This window comes from Allobosea sp. Root381, assembly GCF_001429395.1.
Classification (GTDB): Bacteria; Pseudomonadota; Alphaproteobacteria; order Rhizobiales; family Beijerinckiaceae; genus Allobosea.
The window spans coordinates 459,998-478,689 of the sequence record NZ_LMJT01000001.1; the positions used below are offsets into that span (position 1 = coordinate 459,998).

Annotated in this window: 19 protein-coding genes; 14 read left to right on the forward strand and 5 right to left on the reverse strand. The window is 67.9% G+C overall.

All coding sequences use genetic code 11. From position 1 onward, the window contains the following. The first annotated feature begins 117 nt into the window (after positions 1-117). From ASE63_RS02165 to ASE63_RS02210, 10 genes are all read left to right on the forward strand, one after another. A complete protein-coding gene (locus ASE63_RS02165) occupies positions 118-1,065 on the forward strand; it encodes a heme o synthase (RefSeq protein ID WP_056795736.1) in 948 nt (315 codons plus the stop codon). Continuing rightward, a complete protein-coding gene (locus ASE63_RS27850) occupies positions 1,062-1,226 on the forward strand; it encodes a hypothetical protein (protein WP_056795739.1) in 165 nt (54 codons plus the stop codon). Before ASE63_RS02165 ends, ASE63_RS27850 begins: the two co-directional genes overlap by 4 nt. Beyond that, positions 1,226-1,840 carry a cytochrome c oxidase assembly protein gene (locus ASE63_RS02175; protein ID WP_056795742.1) on the forward strand — a complete coding sequence of 205 codons (615 nt, stop codon included), beginning with the start codon at positions 1,226-1,228 and terminating at the stop codon, positions 1,838-1,840. Before ASE63_RS27850 ends, ASE63_RS02175 begins: the two co-directional genes overlap by 1 nt. A gap of 52 nt (positions 1,841-1,892) precedes the next feature. Beyond that, the gene (locus ASE63_RS02180) at positions 1,893-2,750 is read left to right on the forward strand and encodes a cytochrome c oxidase subunit 3 (protein ID WP_056795743.1); all 858 of its coding nucleotides are present in this window, start codon (positions 1,893-1,895) and stop codon (positions 2,748-2,750) included. 65 nt (positions 2,751-2,815) lie between these two features. After that, complete coding sequence (locus ASE63_RS02185) at positions 2,816-3,190, forward strand: DUF983 domain-containing protein (RefSeq protein WP_056795746.1); 375 nt, start codon at positions 2,816-2,818, stop codon at positions 3,188-3,190. Beyond that, a complete protein-coding gene (locus ASE63_RS02190) occupies positions 3,187-3,960 on the forward strand; it encodes an SURF1 family cytochrome oxidase biogenesis protein (protein WP_056795749.1) in 774 nt (257 codons plus the stop codon). The genes ASE63_RS02185 and ASE63_RS02190 overlap by 4 nt, the downstream gene beginning before the upstream one ends. Positions 3,961-4,260: 300 nt before the next feature. Beyond that, on the forward strand, positions 4,261-5,676 hold the full coding sequence (gene thrC, locus ASE63_RS02195) for a threonine synthase (protein ID WP_056795753.1): 1,416 nt from the start codon (positions 4,261-4,263) through the stop codon (positions 5,674-5,676). Then, positions 5,673-7,034, forward strand: a complete 1,362-nt coding sequence (locus ASE63_RS02200) for a pitrilysin family protein (RefSeq protein ID WP_244491239.1) — start codon at positions 5,673-5,675, stop codon at positions 7,032-7,034. Before thrC ends, ASE63_RS02200 begins: the two co-directional genes overlap by 4 nt. Before the next feature lie 33 nt (positions 7,035-7,067). Next, entirely contained in the window at positions 7,068-7,667 is a 600-nt protein-coding gene (locus tag ASE63_RS02205) for a GNAT family protein (RefSeq protein WP_056796579.1), read from the forward strand. Between the two features lie 83 nt (positions 7,668-7,750). Next, entirely contained in the window at positions 7,751-10,690 is a 2,940-nt protein-coding gene (locus ASE63_RS02210; protein WP_082609572.1) for an EAL domain-containing protein, read from the forward strand. Positions 10,691-10,838: 148 nt separating this feature from the next. Here ASE63_RS02210 and ASE63_RS02215 read toward each other — a convergent pair whose 3' ends face one another. Next, complete coding sequence (locus ASE63_RS02215; protein ID WP_056795759.1) at positions 10,839-11,450, reverse strand: YqgE/AlgH family protein; 612 nt, start codon at positions 11,448-11,450, stop codon at positions 10,839-10,841. A 179-nt stretch (positions 11,451-11,629) separates the two neighbouring features. Here ASE63_RS02215 and ASE63_RS02220 point away from each other — a divergent pair, with 179 nt between their 5' ends. From ASE63_RS02220 to ASE63_RS02235, 4 genes are all read left to right on the forward strand, one after another. Further along, positions 11,630-12,481 carry a protein-disulfide reductase DsbD domain-containing protein gene (locus ASE63_RS02220; RefSeq protein ID WP_244491264.1) on the forward strand — a complete coding sequence of 284 codons (852 nt, stop codon included), beginning with the start codon at positions 11,630-11,632 and terminating at the stop codon, positions 12,479-12,481. 49 nt (positions 12,482-12,530) lie between these two features. After that, entirely contained in the window at positions 12,531-13,016 is a 486-nt protein-coding gene (locus ASE63_RS02225) for a peroxiredoxin (RefSeq protein WP_056795764.1), read from the forward strand. 368 nt (positions 13,017-13,384) lie between these two features. Further along, positions 13,385-14,227, forward strand: a complete 843-nt coding sequence (locus ASE63_RS02230) for a hypothetical protein (RefSeq protein WP_056795765.1) — start codon at positions 13,385-13,387, stop codon at positions 14,225-14,227. Between the two features lie 99 nt (positions 14,228-14,326). Continuing rightward, complete coding sequence (locus tag ASE63_RS02235; protein WP_056795767.1) at positions 14,327-14,776, forward strand: GNAT family N-acetyltransferase; 450 nt, start codon at positions 14,327-14,329, stop codon at positions 14,774-14,776. A 21-nt stretch (positions 14,777-14,797) separates the two neighbouring features. On the opposite strand, the gene ASE63_RS02240 is transcribed toward ASE63_RS02235, so the two are convergent. From ASE63_RS02240 to ispH, 4 genes are all read right to left on the reverse strand, one after another. Beyond that, entirely contained in the window at positions 14,798-16,018 is a 1,221-nt protein-coding gene (locus ASE63_RS02240) for a sensor domain-containing diguanylate cyclase (RefSeq protein ID WP_056795770.1), read from the reverse strand. 88 nt (positions 16,019-16,106) lie between these two features. Continuing rightward, a complete protein-coding gene (gene rnhA / locus ASE63_RS02245) occupies positions 16,107-16,553 on the reverse strand; it encodes a ribonuclease HI (RefSeq protein WP_056795772.1) in 447 nt (148 codons plus the stop codon). After that, positions 16,550-17,515 carry a homoserine kinase gene (locus tag ASE63_RS02250; protein ID WP_056795775.1) on the reverse strand — a complete coding sequence of 322 codons (966 nt, stop codon included), beginning with the start codon at positions 17,513-17,515 and terminating at the stop codon, positions 16,550-16,552. The genes rnhA and ASE63_RS02250 overlap by 4 nt, the downstream gene beginning before the upstream one ends. Before the next feature lie 27 nt (positions 17,516-17,542). Beyond that, positions 17,543-18,508, reverse strand: a complete 966-nt coding sequence (ispH, locus tag ASE63_RS02255) for a 4-hydroxy-3-methylbut-2-enyl diphosphate reductase (protein ID WP_200962509.1) — start codon at positions 18,506-18,508, stop codon at positions 17,543-17,545. Between the last annotated feature and the right edge of the window lie 184 nt (positions 18,509-18,692).

Genomic DNA, 18,692 nt, shown 5'->3' on the forward strand with positions numbered 1-18,692 from the left:
CCGCCGCCCTTCCCCCGAGCGCCCGCACGAGGCGCTCCGGAGACGGGCGGCACAGCCGCCGAACAAGGCCGAAAGGGTGCATTGTCCGCGCCCTCAGGAACGAAGACGACAAAACAGATGTCTGCTGCCTTCGATACCCGCACCGACGGCATCGCGGCGACCTCCACCGGCGAGGCGCGCGATTTCTTCGCGCTGCTCAAGCCGCGGGTGATGTCGCTCGTGGTGTTCACGGCGCTCGCCGGCATGGCCACCGCGCCGGGCTCGGTGCATCCGGTGATCGCGCTGGCCTCGCTGATGGCGATCGCCGTCGGCGCCGGCGCATCCGGCTGCCTGAACATGTGGTACGACGCCGATATCGACGCGCTGATGACGCGCACGGCCAAGCGGCCGATCCCGGCCGGCCGCGTGCTGCCGTCGGAGGCGCTGTCCTTCGGCCTGACGCTCTCGGTCGGCTCGGTGCTTGTGCTCGGCCTCGTCGCCAACCTGCTGGCGGCCGCGCTGCTCGCCTTCACGATCTTCTTCTATGCCGTGATCTACTCGATGTGGCTGAAGCGCTGGACGCCGCAGAACATCGTGATCGGCGGCGCCGCCGGCGCCTTCCCGCCGATGATCGGCGAGGCGGTCGTCACCGGCGATCTCGGCCTGCATTCGATCGTGCTGTTCGCGATCATCTTCCTGTGGACGCCGCCGCATTTCTGGGCGCTCGCTTTGGTGAAGTCGGCCGACTACGCCCGCGCCGGCATCCCGATGATGCCGAACGTCGCCGGCCCGGCCTCGACGCGTCGCCAGATCGTGCTCTACTCGCTGGTGATGGCGCCGGTGGCGGTGCTGCCGGCCCTGATGGGCTTCGGCGGGCTCGCCTATCTCGTCGTCTCGGTCACCACCGGGCTCGCCATGATCGGTCTGGCCATCCGCGTCTGGCGCAGGACCGAAGGCGAGGCGGCGACCAAGGCCTGCTATTCGCTGTTCGCCTTCTCGATCTTCTACCTGTTCGGCCTCTTCGCCGTGCTGCTGGTCGAGAACGGCCTCGGCCTGATGTGGGCGCTGCCCAAGGTGATCGGATGACCGAGCCGCGCAAGCAACCGGCGGCGTTCTCGCCGGAAGACATGGCGCGCCGTCGCCGTCGCTCGATCGCGCTCGCGCTCGTGCTCGGCGGGCTGGTGGTGTTCTTCTTCGTGGTGACGCTGGTGAAGACCGGCCCCGCGATCCTGAACAGGCCGCTGTAATGACGACCCCGCGCCCGCCCGTGCAGAAGCCGGTCAGTCACGCCCGCACGGCGCTGATCCTCGGCGGCGTCGCCTTCGGCATGCTCGGCGCCTCCTTCGCGGCGGTGCCGCTCTACGACCTGTTCTGCCGGGTCACCGGCTTCGGCGGCACGCCGATGATCGGTACGGCAGCGACCGGCACGATCCTGGACCGGACGATGTCGGTGCGGTTCGACGCCAATGTCGCACCGGGGCTGGGCTGGAAGTTCGAACCGGAGAGCCCCGAGATCTCCTTGCGCGTCGGCGAGACCAAGACGGTGTTCTACAAGATCACCAACCGGACCGACCGGCCCTCGACCGGCATCGCCAGCTACAACATCACCCCCGAGAAGGGCGCGGCCTTCTTCGTCAAGATCCAGTGCTTCTGCTTCACTGAGCATACGCTGCAGCCGGGCGAGAGCCTGGAAGCGCCGGTCGTGTTCTATATCGACCCCGAGATCGCGGCGAATCGCGAAATGGACGGGCTGAAAGCGATCACGCTCTCCTATACCTATTTCGCCTCCAAGGCGGGGCAGCCGCTCGCCCAAAGCGGGGCAGCCCCCGCCAAGGGTGACGCGGCAAAGTCGAATCTGTAAGGAACGGCGCCGGAAACGAGCGCTGCAAAGTCGGACGCGGAGACTGAATACCATGGCCGGGGCCCATACCAAGCACCACGACTACCACCTCGTCGACCCGAGCCCCTGGCCGCTTCTCGGCTCGGTCAGCGCGACGATCATGGCGATCGGCGCCGTGATGTGGATGAAGACGATGACGCTGGGCGGCATGGCGCTCGGCCCGCTGATCTTCGGCATCGGCACGATCGGCGTGCTCTACACCATGCTCGCCTGGTGGATGGACGTGGTGCGCGAGGCCGAGCACGAGGGCCACCACACCCGCGTCGTGCAGGTTCATCACCGCTACGGCATGCTGCTCTTCATCGCTTCCGAGGTGATGTTCTTCGTCGCCTGGTTCTGGGCCTTCTTCGATGCCAGCCTGTTCGCCGGCGAGGCGATCAACTACACCCGCAAGGAGTTCACCGGCGGCGTCTGGCCCCCGGTCGGCATCGAGACCTTCGATCCCTGGCACCTGCCGCTGCTCAACACGCTGATCCTGCTGACCTCGGGCACCACCGTGACCTGGGCCCACCACGCCCTGATCCATGGCGACCGCAAGGGGCTGAAGCAGGCCCTGTGGCTGACCGTGATCCTGGGCGTGCTGTTCTCGATCTGCCAGGCGTACGAATACGCGCATGCCTCCTTCGCCTTCGGCGGCCACATCTATGGCTCGACCTTCTTCATGGCGACCGGCTTCCACGGCTTCCATGTGATCATCGGCACGATCTTCCTCGCGATCTGCCTCTACCGGGTCTATCTCAACCACTTCAAGCCGGAGCAGCATCTCGGCTTCGAGTTCGCCGCCTGGTACTGGCACTTCGTCGACGTGGTCTGGCTCTTCCTGTTCGCGGCGATCTATGTCTGGGCCGCTGGAACGCCGGCCGCTCACTGAGCCGGCGCCCACACCGCAATCAACGAAAGGCGGCTTCGGCCGCCTTTCCCGTTTCCGGAGCCGCCATGGCCGACGACCAGCCCAGCCTGCCCTCGCCCTATTCGACCGGCCTCGCCGGCCGCTGCCCGCGCTGCGGCGAGGGCAAGCTGTTCGACGGCTACCTGAAGCTGCGCCCACGCTGCGTCGCCTGCGGGCAGGACTTCGCCTTCGCCGACTCGGCCGACGGCCCGGCCGTCTTCATCATGCTGATCGCGGGCTTTGCGGTGCTGGGCGCGGCGCTCTACGTCGAGATCGCCTATGAGCCGCCGATCTGGCTGCATATGGCAATCTGGCTGCCGCTGGCCGTGATCACCTGCCTCGCCTTGCTGCGCCCGATGAAGGGGCTCGCGGTGGCGCTGCAGTTCGCGCACAAGGCCGAGGAAGGCCGGCGCGAACGATGAGCGCCGCCGCCACCACCCCGCAGCGCCGCCAGCGGCTGCTCTGGCCCGCCTTGCTGACCATTCTCGGCGTCGGCGTGCTGTGCACGCTCGGCTCCTGGCAGCTGCAGCGGATGAGCGAGAAGCGCGTCTTCATCGAGCGGCTCGCCGCCCAGGCGGCGGGGACGCCAGCGCCGATGCCGGCCAGCGCCGACTGGCCGAAACTCGACCTCGCCGCGCTCGACCTGACGCGCGTGTCGGTGCAGGGCAGCTTCGTCGACGGCCCCGTCGCCGGGGTGCAGACCACCATCGCCGCGGGGGCTCCCGGCACGCGCCAGCTCTCCGGCTTCGGCCGCTGGATCTTCCAGGGTTTTCGGCTGACCGACGGCGGCGTGGTGCTGGTCAATCGCGGCTTCGTGCCGGAGGGCCGGCTCGGCGAGATCAAGCCGGCCTCGGGACCTGCGACGGTGACCGGATTCCTGCGGGCACCCGAGACCCGCAACAGCTTCACCCCGGACGACCTGCCGGCCAGCCGCACCTTCTACACCCGCGACCCGCCCGGAATCGCGGCGGCGCTCGGCCTTCAGGCGGCGCCGTTCTACCTGGAGGCGGAGCGGCAGGGCGACGGCCTCACACCGCCGGCCGGCGTCGACGCAAAGGAATTGATCGGGCGCATTCCCGACAACCATTTTTCCTACGCGCTGACCTGGTTCGGGCTGGCTGCGACGCTGATCGGCGTGTTCGGGGCATTTGCGCTGCAGGCGCGGCGCGGCAACGGCGGAAGCGGCTCCTAGCGGGCGATTATTTCGCGAGGAAACGTACCGTCATCCCGGGACGAACTGCACTCGCCAGGATGGCGGCGTGCTTCACACTGAAGTCATCACGCTCTAGCCAGCTCACCGTCATGGTCGGGCTTGTCCCGGCCATGCACGCCTTCGCTCGTCGAGACCTGTGTTCAAGGCGTGGATCCTCGCCACGAGGGCTAGCATGACGGTGGCGCACTTTCTCGCATCGTGCCTTTTGCCGAAAGCGACAGAGCGGCCTATAGCTTCCGCCTAGATCACCACGAGCCCAGACCACTGAAAGCCCACGCCGTGCTGCATGTCTCCACCCGCGGGGAAGCCCCCGCCCTCTCCTTTGCCGACGCCCTGCTGGCCGGGCTTGCCCGCGATGGCGGCCTCTATGTCCCGAAAGCTTGGCCGACGCTGGGCCATGACGAGATCGCCGGCTTGTCGGGCAAGAGCTATGCGCAGGTGGCCGAGCGCATCGTCGGCGCGCTCGCCGATGGCGACATCGAGGATACGGCGCTCAAGACGATGATCGCCGAGGCCTATGCGACCTTCCGGCACCCGGCCGTCTGCCCGCTGACGCAGATCGGCGACAATCTCTTCGTGCTCGAGCTCTTCCACGGCCCGACGCTCGCCTTCAAGGACGTGGCGATGCAGCTGCTCGGGCGGCTGATGGACCATGTCCTGAAGCTGCGCGGCGAGCGCGCCACCATCGTCGGCGCGACCTCGGGCGACACCGGCGGCGCCGCGATCGACGCCTTCAAGGGGCTGGAGCGGGTCGATGTCTTCATCCTCTACCCGCATGGCCGCGTCTCCGACGTGCAGCGCCGGCAGATGACCACGGTCGAGGCCGACAATGTCCACGCCATCGCCGTGGACGGCACCTTCGACGACTGCCAGAACCTGGTGAAGGCGCTGTTCAACCACCACAGCTTCCGCGACGAGATCGGGCTTTCGGGCGTGAACTCGATCAACTGGGCGCGGATCGCGGCGCAGGTGGTCTACTACTTCACCTCGGCTGTGGCGCTGGGTGGGCCGGGGCGCAAGGTCTCCTTCGCGGTGCCCACCGGGAATTTCGGCGACGTGCTCGCCGGCTTCGTCGCCAAGCGCATGGGCCTGCCGGTCGAGCGGCTGCTGATCGGCACCAACTCCAACGACATCCTGACGCGGACGCTGGCCAGCGGCGCCTATGAGATGCAGGGCGTGCACGCCACGACCTCGCCCTCGATGGACATCCAGATCTCGTCGAATTTCGAGCGGCTGCTGTTCGAGGCGCATGGCCGCGACGGCGCGACGGTGCGCCGGCTGATGCAGTCGCTGCAGCAATCCGGCCGCTTCGAGATCGCGGCAGGTCCGCTCGCAGCCATCCGCAGCGAGTTCGATGCGGCAGCCGTCGACGAGGCCGCGACTGCAGCCGAGATCGGACGGGTCTGGAACGAGGCCGGCTATCTGCTCGACCCGCATACCGCAGTCGGCGTCGTGGCGGCGCGTGGCGGCCTCGCCCGCGACCCGGCCACGCCGATGATCGTGCTCGGCACCGCCCATCCGGCCAAGTTCCCGGAGGCGGTGAAGGCCGCGAGCGGCGTGACGCCGGCCCTGCCCGCGCATCTCGGCGACCTGATGGAGCGCGAGGAGCGTTTCACCCGGCTGCCCAACGACCAGGGCGCGCTGGAGGCCTTCGTGCGCAGCAAGGCGCGGGCGGTGCGGGGGGCGGCGGCATGAGCGCCGACAAGGGCTCCGAGATGAGCGCGACCGGGCCGGCGGAAACCGCGGAGGTCGCCGCAGCGGGCGCGCGGGGCAAGCACGATCCCGAGGTCGCGCTGACCACCCTGCCCTCGGGGCTGCGCATCGTCTCGCAGCGCATGGAGCATGCCGCGACGGTTTCGCTGGGTATCTGGATCGGCTCCGGCTCGCGCGACGAGCTGCCCCATGAGCACGGCCTCGCCCATCTGCTCGAGCACATGGCCTTCAAGGGCACGGCGCGCCGCAGCGCGCGGCAGATCGCCGAGGAAATCGAAAGCGTCGGCGGCGACCTGAACGCCGCGACATCGGTCGAATACACCTGCTATACGGCGCGCGTCCTGGCCGAGGACCTTTCGCTCGCCGTCGACATCCTCGCCGACATCCTGACCGCGCCCGCCCTCACCGAGGAGGAGCTGAAGCGCGAGAAGGGTGTAATCCTGCAGGAGATCGGCGCCGTCCAAGATACGCCGGATGACCTGGTCTATGACCGCTTCCTGCAGGCGGCCTTCCCCGACCAGCCGTTGGGCCGCCCTATCCTCGGCACGCCGAAGACGGTGAAGAGCTTCACGCCGGACGCGATCCGCGCCTATCTCTCCCGCAACTATCACGCCGGCAACATGGTGCTCGCCGCCTCCGGCGCCGTCGATCATGCCGAACTGGTGAAGCTGGCCGAAGCCCATCTCGCCGCGCTGCCGCCCGGCCCCGCCGCGCCGCCGCCGCGCGAGGACGGCCGCTATCTCGGCGGCGAGGCGCGGGTCGGCAGCGACGAGGAACAGGTCCATCTCGTGCTGGGCTTCCCCGGCAGGCCGTTCAAGGACGGCGTGCATTACCCGATGCAGATCTTCGCCTCGGTGCTCGGCGGCGGCCTGTCGTCGCGGTTGTTCCAGGAGGTGCGCGAGCAGCGCGGCCTGGCCTATGCGATCGATGCCTTCCACTGGCCCTTCTCGGATTGCGGCGTCTTCGGCATCGGCGCCGGCACCGCGCCGGAGGATGTCGGCGAACTGATCGAGGTCGCGCTCGCCTGCCTGCGGCAGGCCGCCGAGGATACGACCGAAGTCGAGGTGGCGCGGGCCCGCGCGCAGATGAAGGTCGGGCTGCTCGCCTCGCTCGAAAGCCCCGGCGGCAAGCTGGAGCAGATGGCGCGGCAGGTGCTGCTGTTCGGCCGCGCGATCCCGCGCGAGGAGCTTGCGGCGAGGCTCGACGCGGTGACGCTCGAGGATGTGCGCGCCGCCGGCCGCTCGCTGCTCGGCCACCAGCCCACCGTCGCAGCGGTCGGCCCGCTCCAGGGACTGCCCACGGCCAAGCGGCTGCAGCATGCGGCCCGGCCGGCGGATTGAGGCTCCTGCTCATGGTGAATGGAGCTTGAGGCCATGGCGCTCTTCCGCTTCTCGACGGAACCGCCGACGCGTCCGCTGATCCGGACGCAGAACCTGATCCTGCGGGCCCCCCAGGCGACGGACTACGCCGCCTGGGCCGTCCTGCGGATAGAGAGCCGGGAATTCCTGACGCCCTGGGAGCCGACCTGGCACGAGGACGACCTGACGCGCGCCTCCTTCCGCCTGAGGGTCAAGCGGGCCGCGCGCGAGATCGCGGCCGACGAGGCCTATTCGCTCTTCATCCTCGATGGCCGGACGGAGGCCCTGCTCGGCGGGCTGACGCTCGGCCTCGTTCGACGGGGCGTGGCCCAGGCCTGCACGCTGGGCTACTGGATGGGGCAGCGCCATGCCGGCCGGGGCCATATGAGCGAGGCGGTGCGCGGCGCGCTGCGCTTCGCCTTCGCCGATCTCGCGCTGCACCGCGTCGAGGCCGCCTGCCTGCCCAACAACGAGGCCTCGCGCCGGCTGCTCGAACGTGTCGGTTTCCAGAAGGAGGGACTGGCGCGGGCCTATCTCCGAATCAACGGCGCCTGGACCGACCACCTGCTCTATGCCGCCCTCGCGAGCGACAAACTGCCGGGCGAAGCCCGGTGAGCGGCGGTGCACAGCATGCCGGCGACGCACCGCATGCCTTGCCCTCGCCACGAGCCGCCGATAGGACAGACGCCGGACCACGCATGACCGTTTCCCGCCCCAGCTTCGAGCACCGCTTGACCCTCTCCGATCGACTGCTCAGGTTCTGCCTCGCCATTGCCGGGCTGGCCCTGTGGCTCGCGCTGGCGACCTTCCCCGCGGCAGCGGTCGAGGCCGTGCGCGTCCCGATCGATTCCACGGTGCTCGACCTCACCAACGTCATCGAACGCAACAAGTCCGACGGCGACGTCATCCAGATCTCGACCGCGCCGGGGCCCGACGGCATCGTGCGTCGCATCGCGGTCAGGGCGCGCGAATCCGGCGCACGGCCGGACTGGATCGTCTTCGCGCTGACCAACGATTCCGACGAGCAGATCGACCGGCTGCTGGTCGCGCCCTTCCACCGGCTGATCGGCTCCGGCGTGATCTGGCCCGATCTCGGCGACAGCCGCATCGAGGCCGTGACCGCGAGCCAGGGCCTCAGCCCAGAGCGCGAACCGAGCCCGGACGCCGACGTCTTCCTGATCACGCTCGATCCGGGATCGACGGTGACCTTCGTCGCCGAGCTGAAATCATCCAACCTGCCGCAGCTCTATCTCTACGAGCAGGAAGCCTATCGCCAAAAGACCAACGGCCTGACCCTCTATAAAGGGATCATCATCGGCATCGCCGGCCTGCTCGCTCTCTTCCTGACGATCATCTTCGTGGTCAAGGGCGCGGTGATTTTCCCGGCGGCGGCGGCGCTCGCCTGGGCCGTGCTCGCCTATGCGGGGCTCGATTTCGGCTTCTTCCAGCGCATCTTCCCGCTCACGCCGGCGATCGAGCGAATATACCGGGCCGGTGCCGAGGTGGTGCTGGCGGCGACGCTGCTCGTCTTCCTCTTCGCCTATCTCAATCTGGCGCGCTGGCATGTGCGCTACAGCCATATCACCATCGTCTGGATGCTCGGCCTGGCGGCGCTCGTCGGGCTGGCCGTCTTCGACGCGCCGATGGCGTCCGGCATCGCGCGCATCTCGATCGCGGCCGTGGCTGCGGTCGGTTTCGTGCTGATCCTGCATCTGGCGACGCATGGCTATGAGCGCGCCGTGATGCTGATTCCGACCTGGTTCCTGCTGGCGGTCTGGGTCACGGCGGCCGGCTTCACCGTCACCGGGCAGTTCCAGCGCGACCTGGTGGCGCCCGCCCTGTTGGGCGGTCTCGTCCTGATCGTGCTGCTGATCGGCTTCACCGTGATCCAGCATGCCTTCGCGGGCGGGGCGCTCTCGCAGGGACTGGTCTCGGACACGGAGCGACGGGCGCTCGCGCTGTCGGGCTCCGGCGACCTCGTCTTCGACTGGGACGTCAGCGCCGACAAGATCTTCGTCTCGCCGCAGATCGAGTCGCTGCTGGCGCTGCCGCGCGGCGCGCTCGAAGGCTCGGCCTCGCGCTGGCTCGAGCATATGCATGTCGCCGACCGCGACCGCTACCGGGTGACGCTCGACGCCGTGCTGGAGCAGCGCCGCGGCAAGCTCAGCGTCGATTTGCGCCTGCGCTCCGCCAATGGCGCCTATCACTGGTTCAACCTCAAGGCCCGCCCGGTGATCGGCTCCGACGGCGAGGTGATCCGCGTCATCGGCACGCTCTCCGACGTCACCGAGCAACGCACCGCGCAGGAGCGCATGCTGCACGACGCGGTCCATGACAACCTGACCGGCCTGCCCAACCGCAAGCTGTTCCAGGACCGGTTAGGGGCCGTCTTCGGCTTCACCCGCGCCGATGACAGCCTGCGACCGACCGTGCTGGTGATCGACATCGACCGGTTCAAGCAGGTCAACGAATCGGTGGGCTTCTCGGCCGGCGACTCGATCCTGCTGACGCTGGCGCGCCGGCTCGGCCGGCTTTTGCGGGCGCAGGACACGCTCGCCCGCATCGGCGGCGATACCTTCGCGATGATCCTGGTCTCCGAGCGCGACCCGGAGCGCATCCTGGCGCTCGCCGAGCTCGTGCGGCGGGCCGTCTCGACGCCGATCACCTTCGCGGAACGGGAGATCCTGCTGACGCCCTCGATCGGGCTCGCCCTGTTCGACCCCGCGCCGGCCGCCCGCAAGGACGACGCGCTGAAGAACGCCGAGCTGGCGATGGCCCATGCCAAGCGCCATGGCGGCAACAAGATCGAGGTCTTCGTGCCGGCGATGCGGACCGACCGCAACGACCGCCTGGCGCTCGAGAGCGATCTCAGGCGCGCCATCGAGCGCGGCGAGATCCAGGTGATGTACCAGCCGATCGTCAGGCTGGAGGACCGCACCATCGCGGGGTTCGAGGCGCTGGTGCGCTGGGACCATCCGCGCGAGGGCCGGCTGATGCCGCAGGACTTCCTCGCCATCGCCGAGGAGACCGGGCTGATCGTCGATCTCGGCGTCTATGTGATGGACCGCACCGCGCGCGAGCTCGAAGCCTGGCAGGCGGCGCTCGAGGTCGATCCGCCGATCTTCGCCAGCGTCAACGTCTCCTCGCGCCAGCTGCTGCGGCACGACCTGCTGCACGACGTCAAGACCGTGCTGGGGCGCCGCCGCATCCTGCCCGGCACGTTGAAGCTCGAGATCACCGAAAGCCTGGTGATGGAGAACCCGGAATACGCCGCGCAGATGCTCGGCCGCATCCGCGACCTCGGCGCCGGCCTGTCGCTCGACGATTTCGGCACGGGCTATTCCTCACTGTCGTACCTGCAGCGCTTCCCCTTCGACACGATCAAGGTCGACCAGAGCTTCGTGCGCCAGATGGGCAACGGCAAGCCGCCGGTGATCCTGCGCTCGATTGTCCAGCTCGCGGCCGATCTGCGCATGGACGTGGTCGCGGAAGGGGCCGAGAGCGAGTCGGACGCGATCGAGCTCTACCAGCTCGGCTGCCAGTACGCGCAGGGCTACATCTTCGGCCAGCCGATGACGGCAGCCGAGGCGCGCCGGCTGATGGGCGCGGCCGCGGCAAGTTCCAGCGAGGCGGCTTGAGCCCTTCTTCCCTTGGGGAGAAGGGGCAGCGCAAAGCGCTGACGGTTGAGGGCAGAGCCTCGACCTGAAATGACAGAAGGGCCGCGCTTGCGGCCCTTCTGTCATCCGTGTGCTCCGCAGACATCTTCTCCCCCGAGGGGAGAAGCAATCAGGCGTGGCCGGCCTCGCTCGACAGGAAAGCCGGGTCGATGCCGATCTTGTGCAGGGCGCGGTTGTATTTCGTGTCGACGCCGTCGTCGAAGAGCAGGGCGTGGTCGGCGGCGCAGTGCAGCCAGCCATTCGACTGGATCTCCGCCTCGAGCTGGCCCGCGCCCCAGCCGGCATAGCCCAGCGCGAGCACGGCGTTCTCCGGCCCGCTGCCCAGCGCGATGGCGCGCAGGATGTCCAGCGTCGCGGTCAGGCAGATGCCCTCATCGATCGGCAGCGTCGCCGATTCGAGGAAGAAATCGGCCGAATGCAGCACGAAGCCGCGCTTGGTCTCGACCGGGCCGCCGCGCAGGACCTGCATGCGTTCGGCCTGGCTCGGCAGGCGAATCCGCTCCTCGGCCGGGATGACTTCGAGCTGTACGAGAAGATCGGGGAAGCGGGTATCCGCCGCCCGCTTGTTGACGATGATGCCCATCGCCCCATCCTCGGAATGGGCGCAGACATAGACCACGCTGCGGCTGAAGCGCGTGTCCGACATGCCGGGCATCGCGATCAGGCATTGCCCGTCAAGATAGCTGCGGCCGCCGACGCGCTGATGTGAGCTGATCTTCATGTGTGCATGCTAGATCATTTGCCTGCGCTGGGAACAGGGGTTCCGCATTGGAAATTCGACGACCGCCTTTGCGCCCCATTGCTGCGGCAGGACTTATGCTGATGGCTATTACTCACAATTCCTCGACGGCTCGGCTGGTTCCGGTCGCATTTTGCAAGGAGAGCGATTAAATCTTGAGCGTGAAACGCATCCTCTCCCTCCTGGCACTCGCCCTGATGGCGCTGGCGGCAGCGGCTCGGGCCGAGGATGGCGCCGTGTCCTCCTGGTCGCAGAGCAACCATGCATCGCTGCGCCTGATCGCCGGCCCGACCGCCGCCTCCGGCAAGCAGCGCGTCGGCATCGAGATCGTCATGGCGCCGGGCTACAAGACCTATTGGCGCAGCCCCGGCGATTACGGGGTGCCTCCGGCCTTCGACTGGAGTGGATCGACCAATGTCGGTGGGCTCGACGTGCGCTGGCCGGCACCCGAACGCTTCAAGGACGCAAACGGCCATTCGACCGGCTATGTCGGCGAGGTGGTGATCCCGATCTCGGTGCAACCGGTCGATCCGAACAAGCCGGTCATGCTCGTGCTGAAGCTGGACTACGCCGTTTGCGACAAGATCTGCATTCCGATCAAGGGCGAAGCGCGGCTCTGGCTGGAGCCGGGCGTGACCTCCGTCACCTCGCCGCGCCTCGAGAGCTTCGAGGCGCGCGTGCCGGTGCCCGCCAAGCTCGGCCCGCGCAAGGACAAGCTCGCGCTCCTCGAGACCAAGCTCGACGAAACTCCGGGCGAACCGGGACTGCGGCTCGTGCTGCAGGCGCCGCCCGAGGGAATGGTCGAGGACGTCTTCATCGAAGGCGCCGGCATGTGGTCCTTCGGCAAGCCGGTGCTCACCCAGAAGCCGGACGGCACGACGGTGGCGCTGCTGCGCATCCTCGAACAGCCCAAGGGTGCGGCGGGCCCGGTGCCCTTCATCATCACCGTGCGCGGCAGGCCCGGCGCCATCGAGACGCGTCTCGAACTCGACATCCCCGCCGCCAAGCCGTAGAGCCGCATCGGGCGGCATGCTGCCGCAGGCTTCACGGAGAACAGGCACGATGACCATCGAGGTGGGTGACAAGCTTCCGCAGGCGACGTTCCGGCTCATGACTGCCGAGGGCCCCGCCGCCAAGACCACGGACGACCTGTTCAAGGGCAAGAAGATCGTGCTCTTCGCCGTTCCGGGCGCCTTCACGCCGACCTGCCACAAGAACCACCTGCCGGGCTATCTCGGCAAGTCGACCGAGATCAAGGCCAAGGGCGTCGACGCGATCATGGTGACCAGCACCAACGACGTCTTCGTCATGGATGCCTGGTCGAAAGCAACCGGCGCCGCCGGCGTGATCGAGTTCCTGTCGGACGGCAATGCCGACTTCGCCAAGGCGATCGGCCTCTCGCTCGACGGTTCGGGCTTCGGCCTCGGCACCCGCTCGCAGCGCTATTCGATGATCGTCGAAGACGGCGTCGTGACCGCGCTCAATGTCGAGGAGGGCCCCGGCAAGGCCGAGATCTCCGGCGCCGAGGCGCTTCTGGCACAGCTCTGAGAGCCGAGCATTTCAATCGATGGCCCGCGTCTCCCTCCGGGGCGGCGCGGGTTTTTTATTGGGCCGTGGGAGCGAGGGACATCCCATGACCCGGCCGGCGGATCGCCCTCCGGCCACCGAAGCGAAGGGCCGGCTCGGCCATCAAAGATGATGGCTCCCAATATTCAGAAATTGAAAACATAACCGAAACATTTCATTGTGAATTACATCACGACAAAAGCATCTCGGTCCCACATTTTGACAAGAGAAGATGAGGTATTTATTCATCCGAACGCTCCGACCTCCGATCTTTCTTGCACCTCATCATTCGAGATCGCAATTCGATGCAAATTTCCCTATCTGCCAAGGCTCCGGCAGCCCTGGAGCGCGTGACGCTTCTGGATAACGGCCAGACGGTCATCCGGCACCTCCGCAATCCGGCGCGGACGCGCGATACGCTGGTCGTCACCTTCGCCGAGATGCTGATGAACGATCCGTCGGCGGCGGGGTTCGGAGAGAAGTTCTTCCTGAAGGCAGGCTACGACCTCGTCATCGTCCAGAAGCGGTCGGAAAGCTGGTATCAGGACCTGAAGGTCGCGGAGTTCCGCGATTCCGTTTCCGGCATCGCGGCGCAGTATCGCGACGTCGCCTGTTACGGCATCAGCATGGGCGCCTTTGCGGCGCTGTATTTCGGTGGCTCCATCGACGCCTCGATCCTTGCGCTGAGCCCGTTGTGCTCGATCCATCCACGCTTTCCGCAGCTCGGAGCGCAGGAATACCGGGCGCAACTGACCGCAACGCAGTGCGATCTTGCCGACGCGCCCAAATCCGAAAAGCCGGTCTTCATCGTCTTCGATCCGCGCGTCCATCTGGATGCCCTGTACATGCGGGAGGAGATCATCCCCGCCTTCCCGGACGCCACGATCGCGCTGGCGCCCGGAGCCGGCCACCCGGTGAGCCGATGCCTCAACGGAATGGGACTGCTCGGCCCGCTGGTGCTCGACTTCGTACAGGACCGCCGGACGCCGAACATCGCGGCGGCCCTGCGCCCGAAGCGCGCGAACTCGCCCTTCTGGCTGGCGAACCTGGCCGATCGCTGCGCGCGGCGAAGCCGTTTCGACACTGCCCTGTCACTCTGCGACAAGGCCATCGGCCTGGCGTCCGATCCTGCGTTCTTCGCCGCCAAGCGCGACGCTGTGGTGCGAAGGCAAGCGGTGGCTTTGGCGCAGTGAAACCCAAACTCCAGGCTGCTTGATCGATGCGATAGCGCCTTGTCATGAGACAGGCTCGGCGGCCCGCGCTAGCTTGGCGGGCCGCCGCTGGAGCCTGCCATGTCCGAGACCATCATCCGCCCCCTCGCCGCCGCCGACCACTCCGCCTGGGAGCCGCTCTGGCAGGGCTATCTGACGTTCTACAAGGCCTCGCTGAGCGCCGAAATCACCGCGGAGACCTTCGAGCGCCTAACCGGGGGCCGAGAGCCGATGGGCGGCTTCGTGGCTGAGCGCGACGGCAAGCTGATCGGCATCGTGCATTGGGTGATCCACCGCAGCACCTGGAACATCAGGAACATCTGCTACCTGCAGGACCTCTTCACCGTTCCGGAGGCGCGCGGCAGCGGCGCCGGGCGCAAGCTGATCGAGGCGGTGAATGCGACGGCGCGGGCGAAGGACTGCTTCCGCGTCTACTGGCAGACGCATGAGAGCAACCTGCAGGCGCAGGAACTCTACGACAAAGTCGCCGAGAAGTCGGGCTTCATCGTCTACCGCCAGCCTCTGGGCTGAGGCGGAAGCGCGGCGGCTGCCTCAGGCGAAGGCGACGTCCAGCTCCGGGCCGGCCTTGCGCGTGATCTGGCACAGGCGCGAGAAGGCGTCGGCCTCGATCGCGAGCTTGAAGCGCTCCGGCACCCCGGCCGTGCTGATGACGGCGAGGCTGGCGCCGCGCTCCGAAAGGCGGCGCACCGTGCAGTCGACCACGGACTGCCCGCCGTTGAAGACGATCTTGCCGGCCTTCAACACGCGCCGGCCGAGCCCCGCATCACCCTGCGTGGGCTGCGTTGCCACACAGCGATTGCGACCCGTCGCCTTGGCGGCATAGAGCGCCTCGTCGGCCGCCTGGAGAAGGCTGTCGCCATCCTCCTGCGCGTTATCCAGCGACGTCAGCCCGAAGCTGGCTGTGACGCTGAATGGGCCCTGCGCGCCCTCGAAGGACAGATCCGCGATCGCGGCGCGCAGCTTCTCCGCCACGCCGATCGCGGCCTGTCTCCCGGTCAGCGGCAGGAGAACGGCGAACTCCTCGCCGCCGAGACGGCCGATCTGATCGCTCTGCCTGAGCAGCCCGCGGCACGCCGCAACGCTCTCGACCAGGACACGGTCGCCGACATGGTGGCCATGGGTATCGTTGATCGACTTGAAGTGATCGAGATCGAAGGTGACGAGGCTGAGCTCGTGGCGATGGCGGTTCGCCAGGGCGAGCGCGCGGCCGAGTTCGTCGCGGAAGGCGCGGCGGGACAAGGCTCCCGAAAGCGGATCGGTCGCCACCTGCAGGCGCAGTTCGAGCTGCTCCATCGCGATCGCGGCGAGATCGGTCAGCGCCCCGACATCCTCGGGCTCCATCAGGCGCGGCACGGTGTCGGCCGCGCAGACCGTGCCGATGCCATGGCCTTCGGCGCTGATCAGCGGCATGCCCGCATAGAAGCGCAGATGCGGATCGCCGGTGACCGCGGGATTGTCGACGAAACGGCTGTCCAAGCGCGTATCGGGGACGATCAGCATGTCGGGCTGCCGGATCGTCACGCCGCAGAAGGCATGGCGGCGCTCGCCCTCGCAATAGGCCAGGCCCTGGCTCGACTTGAACCATTGGCGATGGGCATCGACGAAGGTCACCGTCGCTATCGGCACCCTGAGCAGGCGCCGGACGAGACGCGTGATCCTGTCGAAGCCCTCCTCCCCCGGCGTGTCGAGAATGTCGTAGCGCGCAAGCGCGTCGAGGCGCTTCTGCTCGCCGATGGCGTCGAGGGCAGGCATCTTCCATTCCCTTCCGGCTGCCGAGGGAGGCCGTGGGTTTTCGCGGCGAGGTTCGCCAGCAAGTGTGAACAGAGGGTTAAGCCCCCCGTCACCGCCCCGGCTTGAACGGCGCCATGCCCGCCCGCGCCAGCGCATCGGCGCGCTCGTTCATCGCGTCGCCGGCATGGCCCTTGACCCATTTCCACTCGATCTTGTGGCGGCCGAGCGCGGCATCGAGGCGCTTCCAGAGCTCCTCGTTCTTCACCGGCTTCCTGTCGGCGGTCTTCCAGCCATTCTTCTTCCAGCCATGGATCCAGGCGGTGATGCCCTGGCGCAGATACTGGCTGTCGGTGTGGAGCGCGACGGTGCAGGGCCGCGTCAGCGCCTCCAGCGCCGCAATCGCGCCCATCAGCTCCATGCGGTTGTTGGTGGTCATGGCCTCGCCGCCGGAAAGCTCCTTCTCCGTGCCCTTGAAGGACAGGATCGCGCCCCAGCCGCCGGGACCGGGATTGCCCGAGCAGGCCCCGTCCGTCCAGACTTCGACGGTGTCGGTCATCGCCTCAGCCCGTAGTCCCGCGCGTCGGCGACGCGCTGGTGGAAGGCGAGCTTGCGGTCGTATTCGAGCGGGTCATGCGGCTTGACCAGCGCGCCCGGCGGCACGTTCAGCCAATCGACCAGGCGCGTCAGCAGGAAGCGCAGCGCCGAGCCGCGGCAGAGCTGCGGCAGGGCCTCGACCTCCGGGCCCGTGAGCGGGCGCACACTCTCGTAGCCGGCGAGCATCGCCTGGCCCTTGGTCAGGTTGAAGGACGCATCGGCCTCGAAGCACCAGGAATTCAGGCAGATGGCGAGGTCGTAGGCGAAGGCGTCGGTGCAAGCGAAGTAGAAGTCGATCAGGCCCGAGAGCTTGTTCTGGATGAAGAAGACGTTGTTCGGGAAGAGATCGGCATGGATGACGCCGCGCGGCAGCCCGTCCGGCCAGCTCGCCTCATGCACCGCGAGCTCGGCCGCGATCCGGCCGGCAAGCCCGGCGGAAACCTTGTCGGCCGCCGAGCCGGCCTGCTCGACCAGCGGTCGCCAACCGGGCACGGACAGCGCATTGACACGCTCCAGCTCGAAATCGGCGCCGGCCTCGTGCATTAGGGCGAGCCCGCGCCCGAGTTCGTGGCAATGCGTCGCGGTGGGCCTTCGCACCGAGAGCCCGTCGAGGAAGGTGACGATCGCGGCCGGCCGCCCGGCGAGCTGGCCGAGCATCTCGCCACGGCTGTCCTTCACCGGCTGCGGGCAGATCAGACCGCGCGCCGCCAGATGCTGCATCAGCCCGAGGAAGAAGGGCAGATCATCGGGGTTCACCCGCTTCTCGTAGAGCGTCAGGATGAAGAAGCCCTGCGTGGTGTGCAGCAGGAAATTCGAGTTCTCGACGCCCTCGGCGATGCCCTTGGCGGCGAGCAGATCGCCGATGCCATAGCGGGCGACGAACGCCGCCATCTCGTCATCGGGCACTTCGGTATAGACGGCCAAGGCTTCGCTCTCTCGGGTAAAGGCTTGTTATTCAGCAGCGGCCGGCGTGTCGCGCAATTCGCGCGGCAGCGGGAAGAAGACGTTCTCGTCGGCGGTCGAGACGGTCTCGACGCGGACATCGTAGCGCTCGGCGAAGGCGTCGATGATCTCCTCGACCAGCACTTCAGGCGCGCTCGCGCCTGCGGTGATGCCGAGGCTGCGGATATTGCCGAAGGCGGACCAGTCGATCTCGTCGGTGCGCAGCACGAGGCGGGCGACTGGGCAGCCGGCGCGCTCGGCGACCTCGCGCAGGCGCTGCGAGTTCGAGGAGTTGGGCGAGCCGACCACGATCAGCCCCTCGACCAGCGGGGCGACGCGCTTGACCGCCTCCTGGCGATTGGTGGTGGCGTAGCAGATGTCTTCCTTGTGCGGGGCGATGAGCTCCGGGAAGCGGGCCTGCAGCGCCTCGACGATGCCGCGGGTGTCGTCGACCGACAGCGTCGTCTGCGTGACATAGGCGAGTGGCTTGCCGGCGGGCGGCGCGAGCGTCGCGACGTCGTCCAGCGTCTCGATCAGCGTGATCGCGCCCTCGGGCAGCTGGCCCATCGTGCCGATCACCTCCGGGTGGCCGGCATGGCCGACGAGCAGGATATGGCGGTCGCGCTTGTGATGGACCTCGGCCTCGCGATGGACCTTCGTCACCAGCGGACAGGTCGCATCGATGGCGAAGAGATTGCGCGCATTCGCCTCGGCCGGCACGGACTTGGCGACGCCATGGGCGGAGAAGATGACGGGCCGCGTCGCATCCGGCACCTGCGAGAGCTCGGCGACGAAGACCGCGCCTTTCCGCTTCAGCGACTCGACGACGTATTTGTTGTGGACGATCTCGTGGCGGACATAGACCGGCGCGCCATGCAGCTTCAGCGCCTTCTCGACCGCGTCGATGGCGCGCACGACGCCGGCGCAGAAACCGCGCGGCGCACAAAGCAGGATGTCGAGCGGCGGCTTGGTCACGCGTCCGGCGGGGCTCCGATGGTCGATGCGTCTTCTTTCGGGCTCGCGCCGGGGATGTCAAGAAAGCCCGGACGACACAGTCTAGATAGGGTGCCGGTCGGCGCCTCTCCAGCCGGCCGCGCCAGCACGCCACTTCGATCCCCGGGACCCGCCATGGACCATGCCTGCCGCACAACCCCGTTCC

Coding starts and splice junctions, on each gene's coding strand:
- ASE63_RS27850 (WP_056795739.1), top strand. CDS start 1,062: ATGACCGAGCCGCGCAAGCAACCGGCGGCGTTCTCGCCGGAAGACATG.
- ASE63_RS02185 (WP_056795746.1), top strand. CDS start 2,816: ATGGCCGACGACCAGCCCAGCCTGCCCTCGCCCTATTCGACCGGCCTC.
- ASE63_RS02225 (WP_056795764.1), top strand. CDS start 12,531: ATGACCATCGAGGTGGGTGACAAGCTTCCGCAGGCGACGTTCCGGCTC.
- ASE63_RS02215 (WP_056795759.1), bottom strand. CDS start 11,450: ATGAAGATCAGCTCACATCAGCGCGTCGGCGGCCGCAGCTATCTTGAC.
- ASE63_RS02240 (WP_056795770.1), bottom strand. CDS start 16,018: ATGCCTGCCCTCGACGCCATCGGCGAGCAGAAGCGCCTCGACGCGCTT.
- ASE63_RS02200 (WP_244491239.1), top strand. CDS start 5,673: ATGAGCGCCGACAAGGGCTCCGAGATGAGCGCGACCGGGCCGGCGGAA.
- ASE63_RS02180 (WP_056795743.1), top strand. CDS start 1,893: ATGGCCGGGGCCCATACCAAGCACCACGACTACCACCTCGTCGACCCG.
- ASE63_RS02190 (WP_056795749.1), top strand. CDS start 3,187: ATGAGCGCCGCCGCCACCACCCCGCAGCGCCGCCAGCGGCTGCTCTGG.
- ASE63_RS02210 (WP_082609572.1), top strand. CDS start 7,751: ATGACCGTTTCCCGCCCCAGCTTCGAGCACCGCTTGACCCTCTCCGAT.
- rnhA (WP_056795772.1), bottom strand. CDS start 16,553: ATGACCGACACCGTCGAAGTCTGGACGGACGGGGCCTGCTCGGGCAAT.
- ASE63_RS02175 (WP_056795742.1), top strand. CDS start 1,226: ATGACGACCCCGCGCCCGCCCGTGCAGAAGCCGGTCAGTCACGCCCGC.
- ASE63_RS02165 (WP_056795736.1), top strand. CDS start 118: ATGTCTGCTGCCTTCGATACCCGCACCGACGGCATCGCGGCGACCTCC.
- ASE63_RS02235 (WP_056795767.1), top strand. CDS start 14,327: ATGTCCGAGACCATCATCCGCCCCCTCGCCGCCGCCGACCACTCCGCC.
- ASE63_RS02205 (WP_056796579.1), top strand. CDS start 7,068: ATGGCGCTCTTCCGCTTCTCGACGGAACCGCCGACGCGTCCGCTGATC.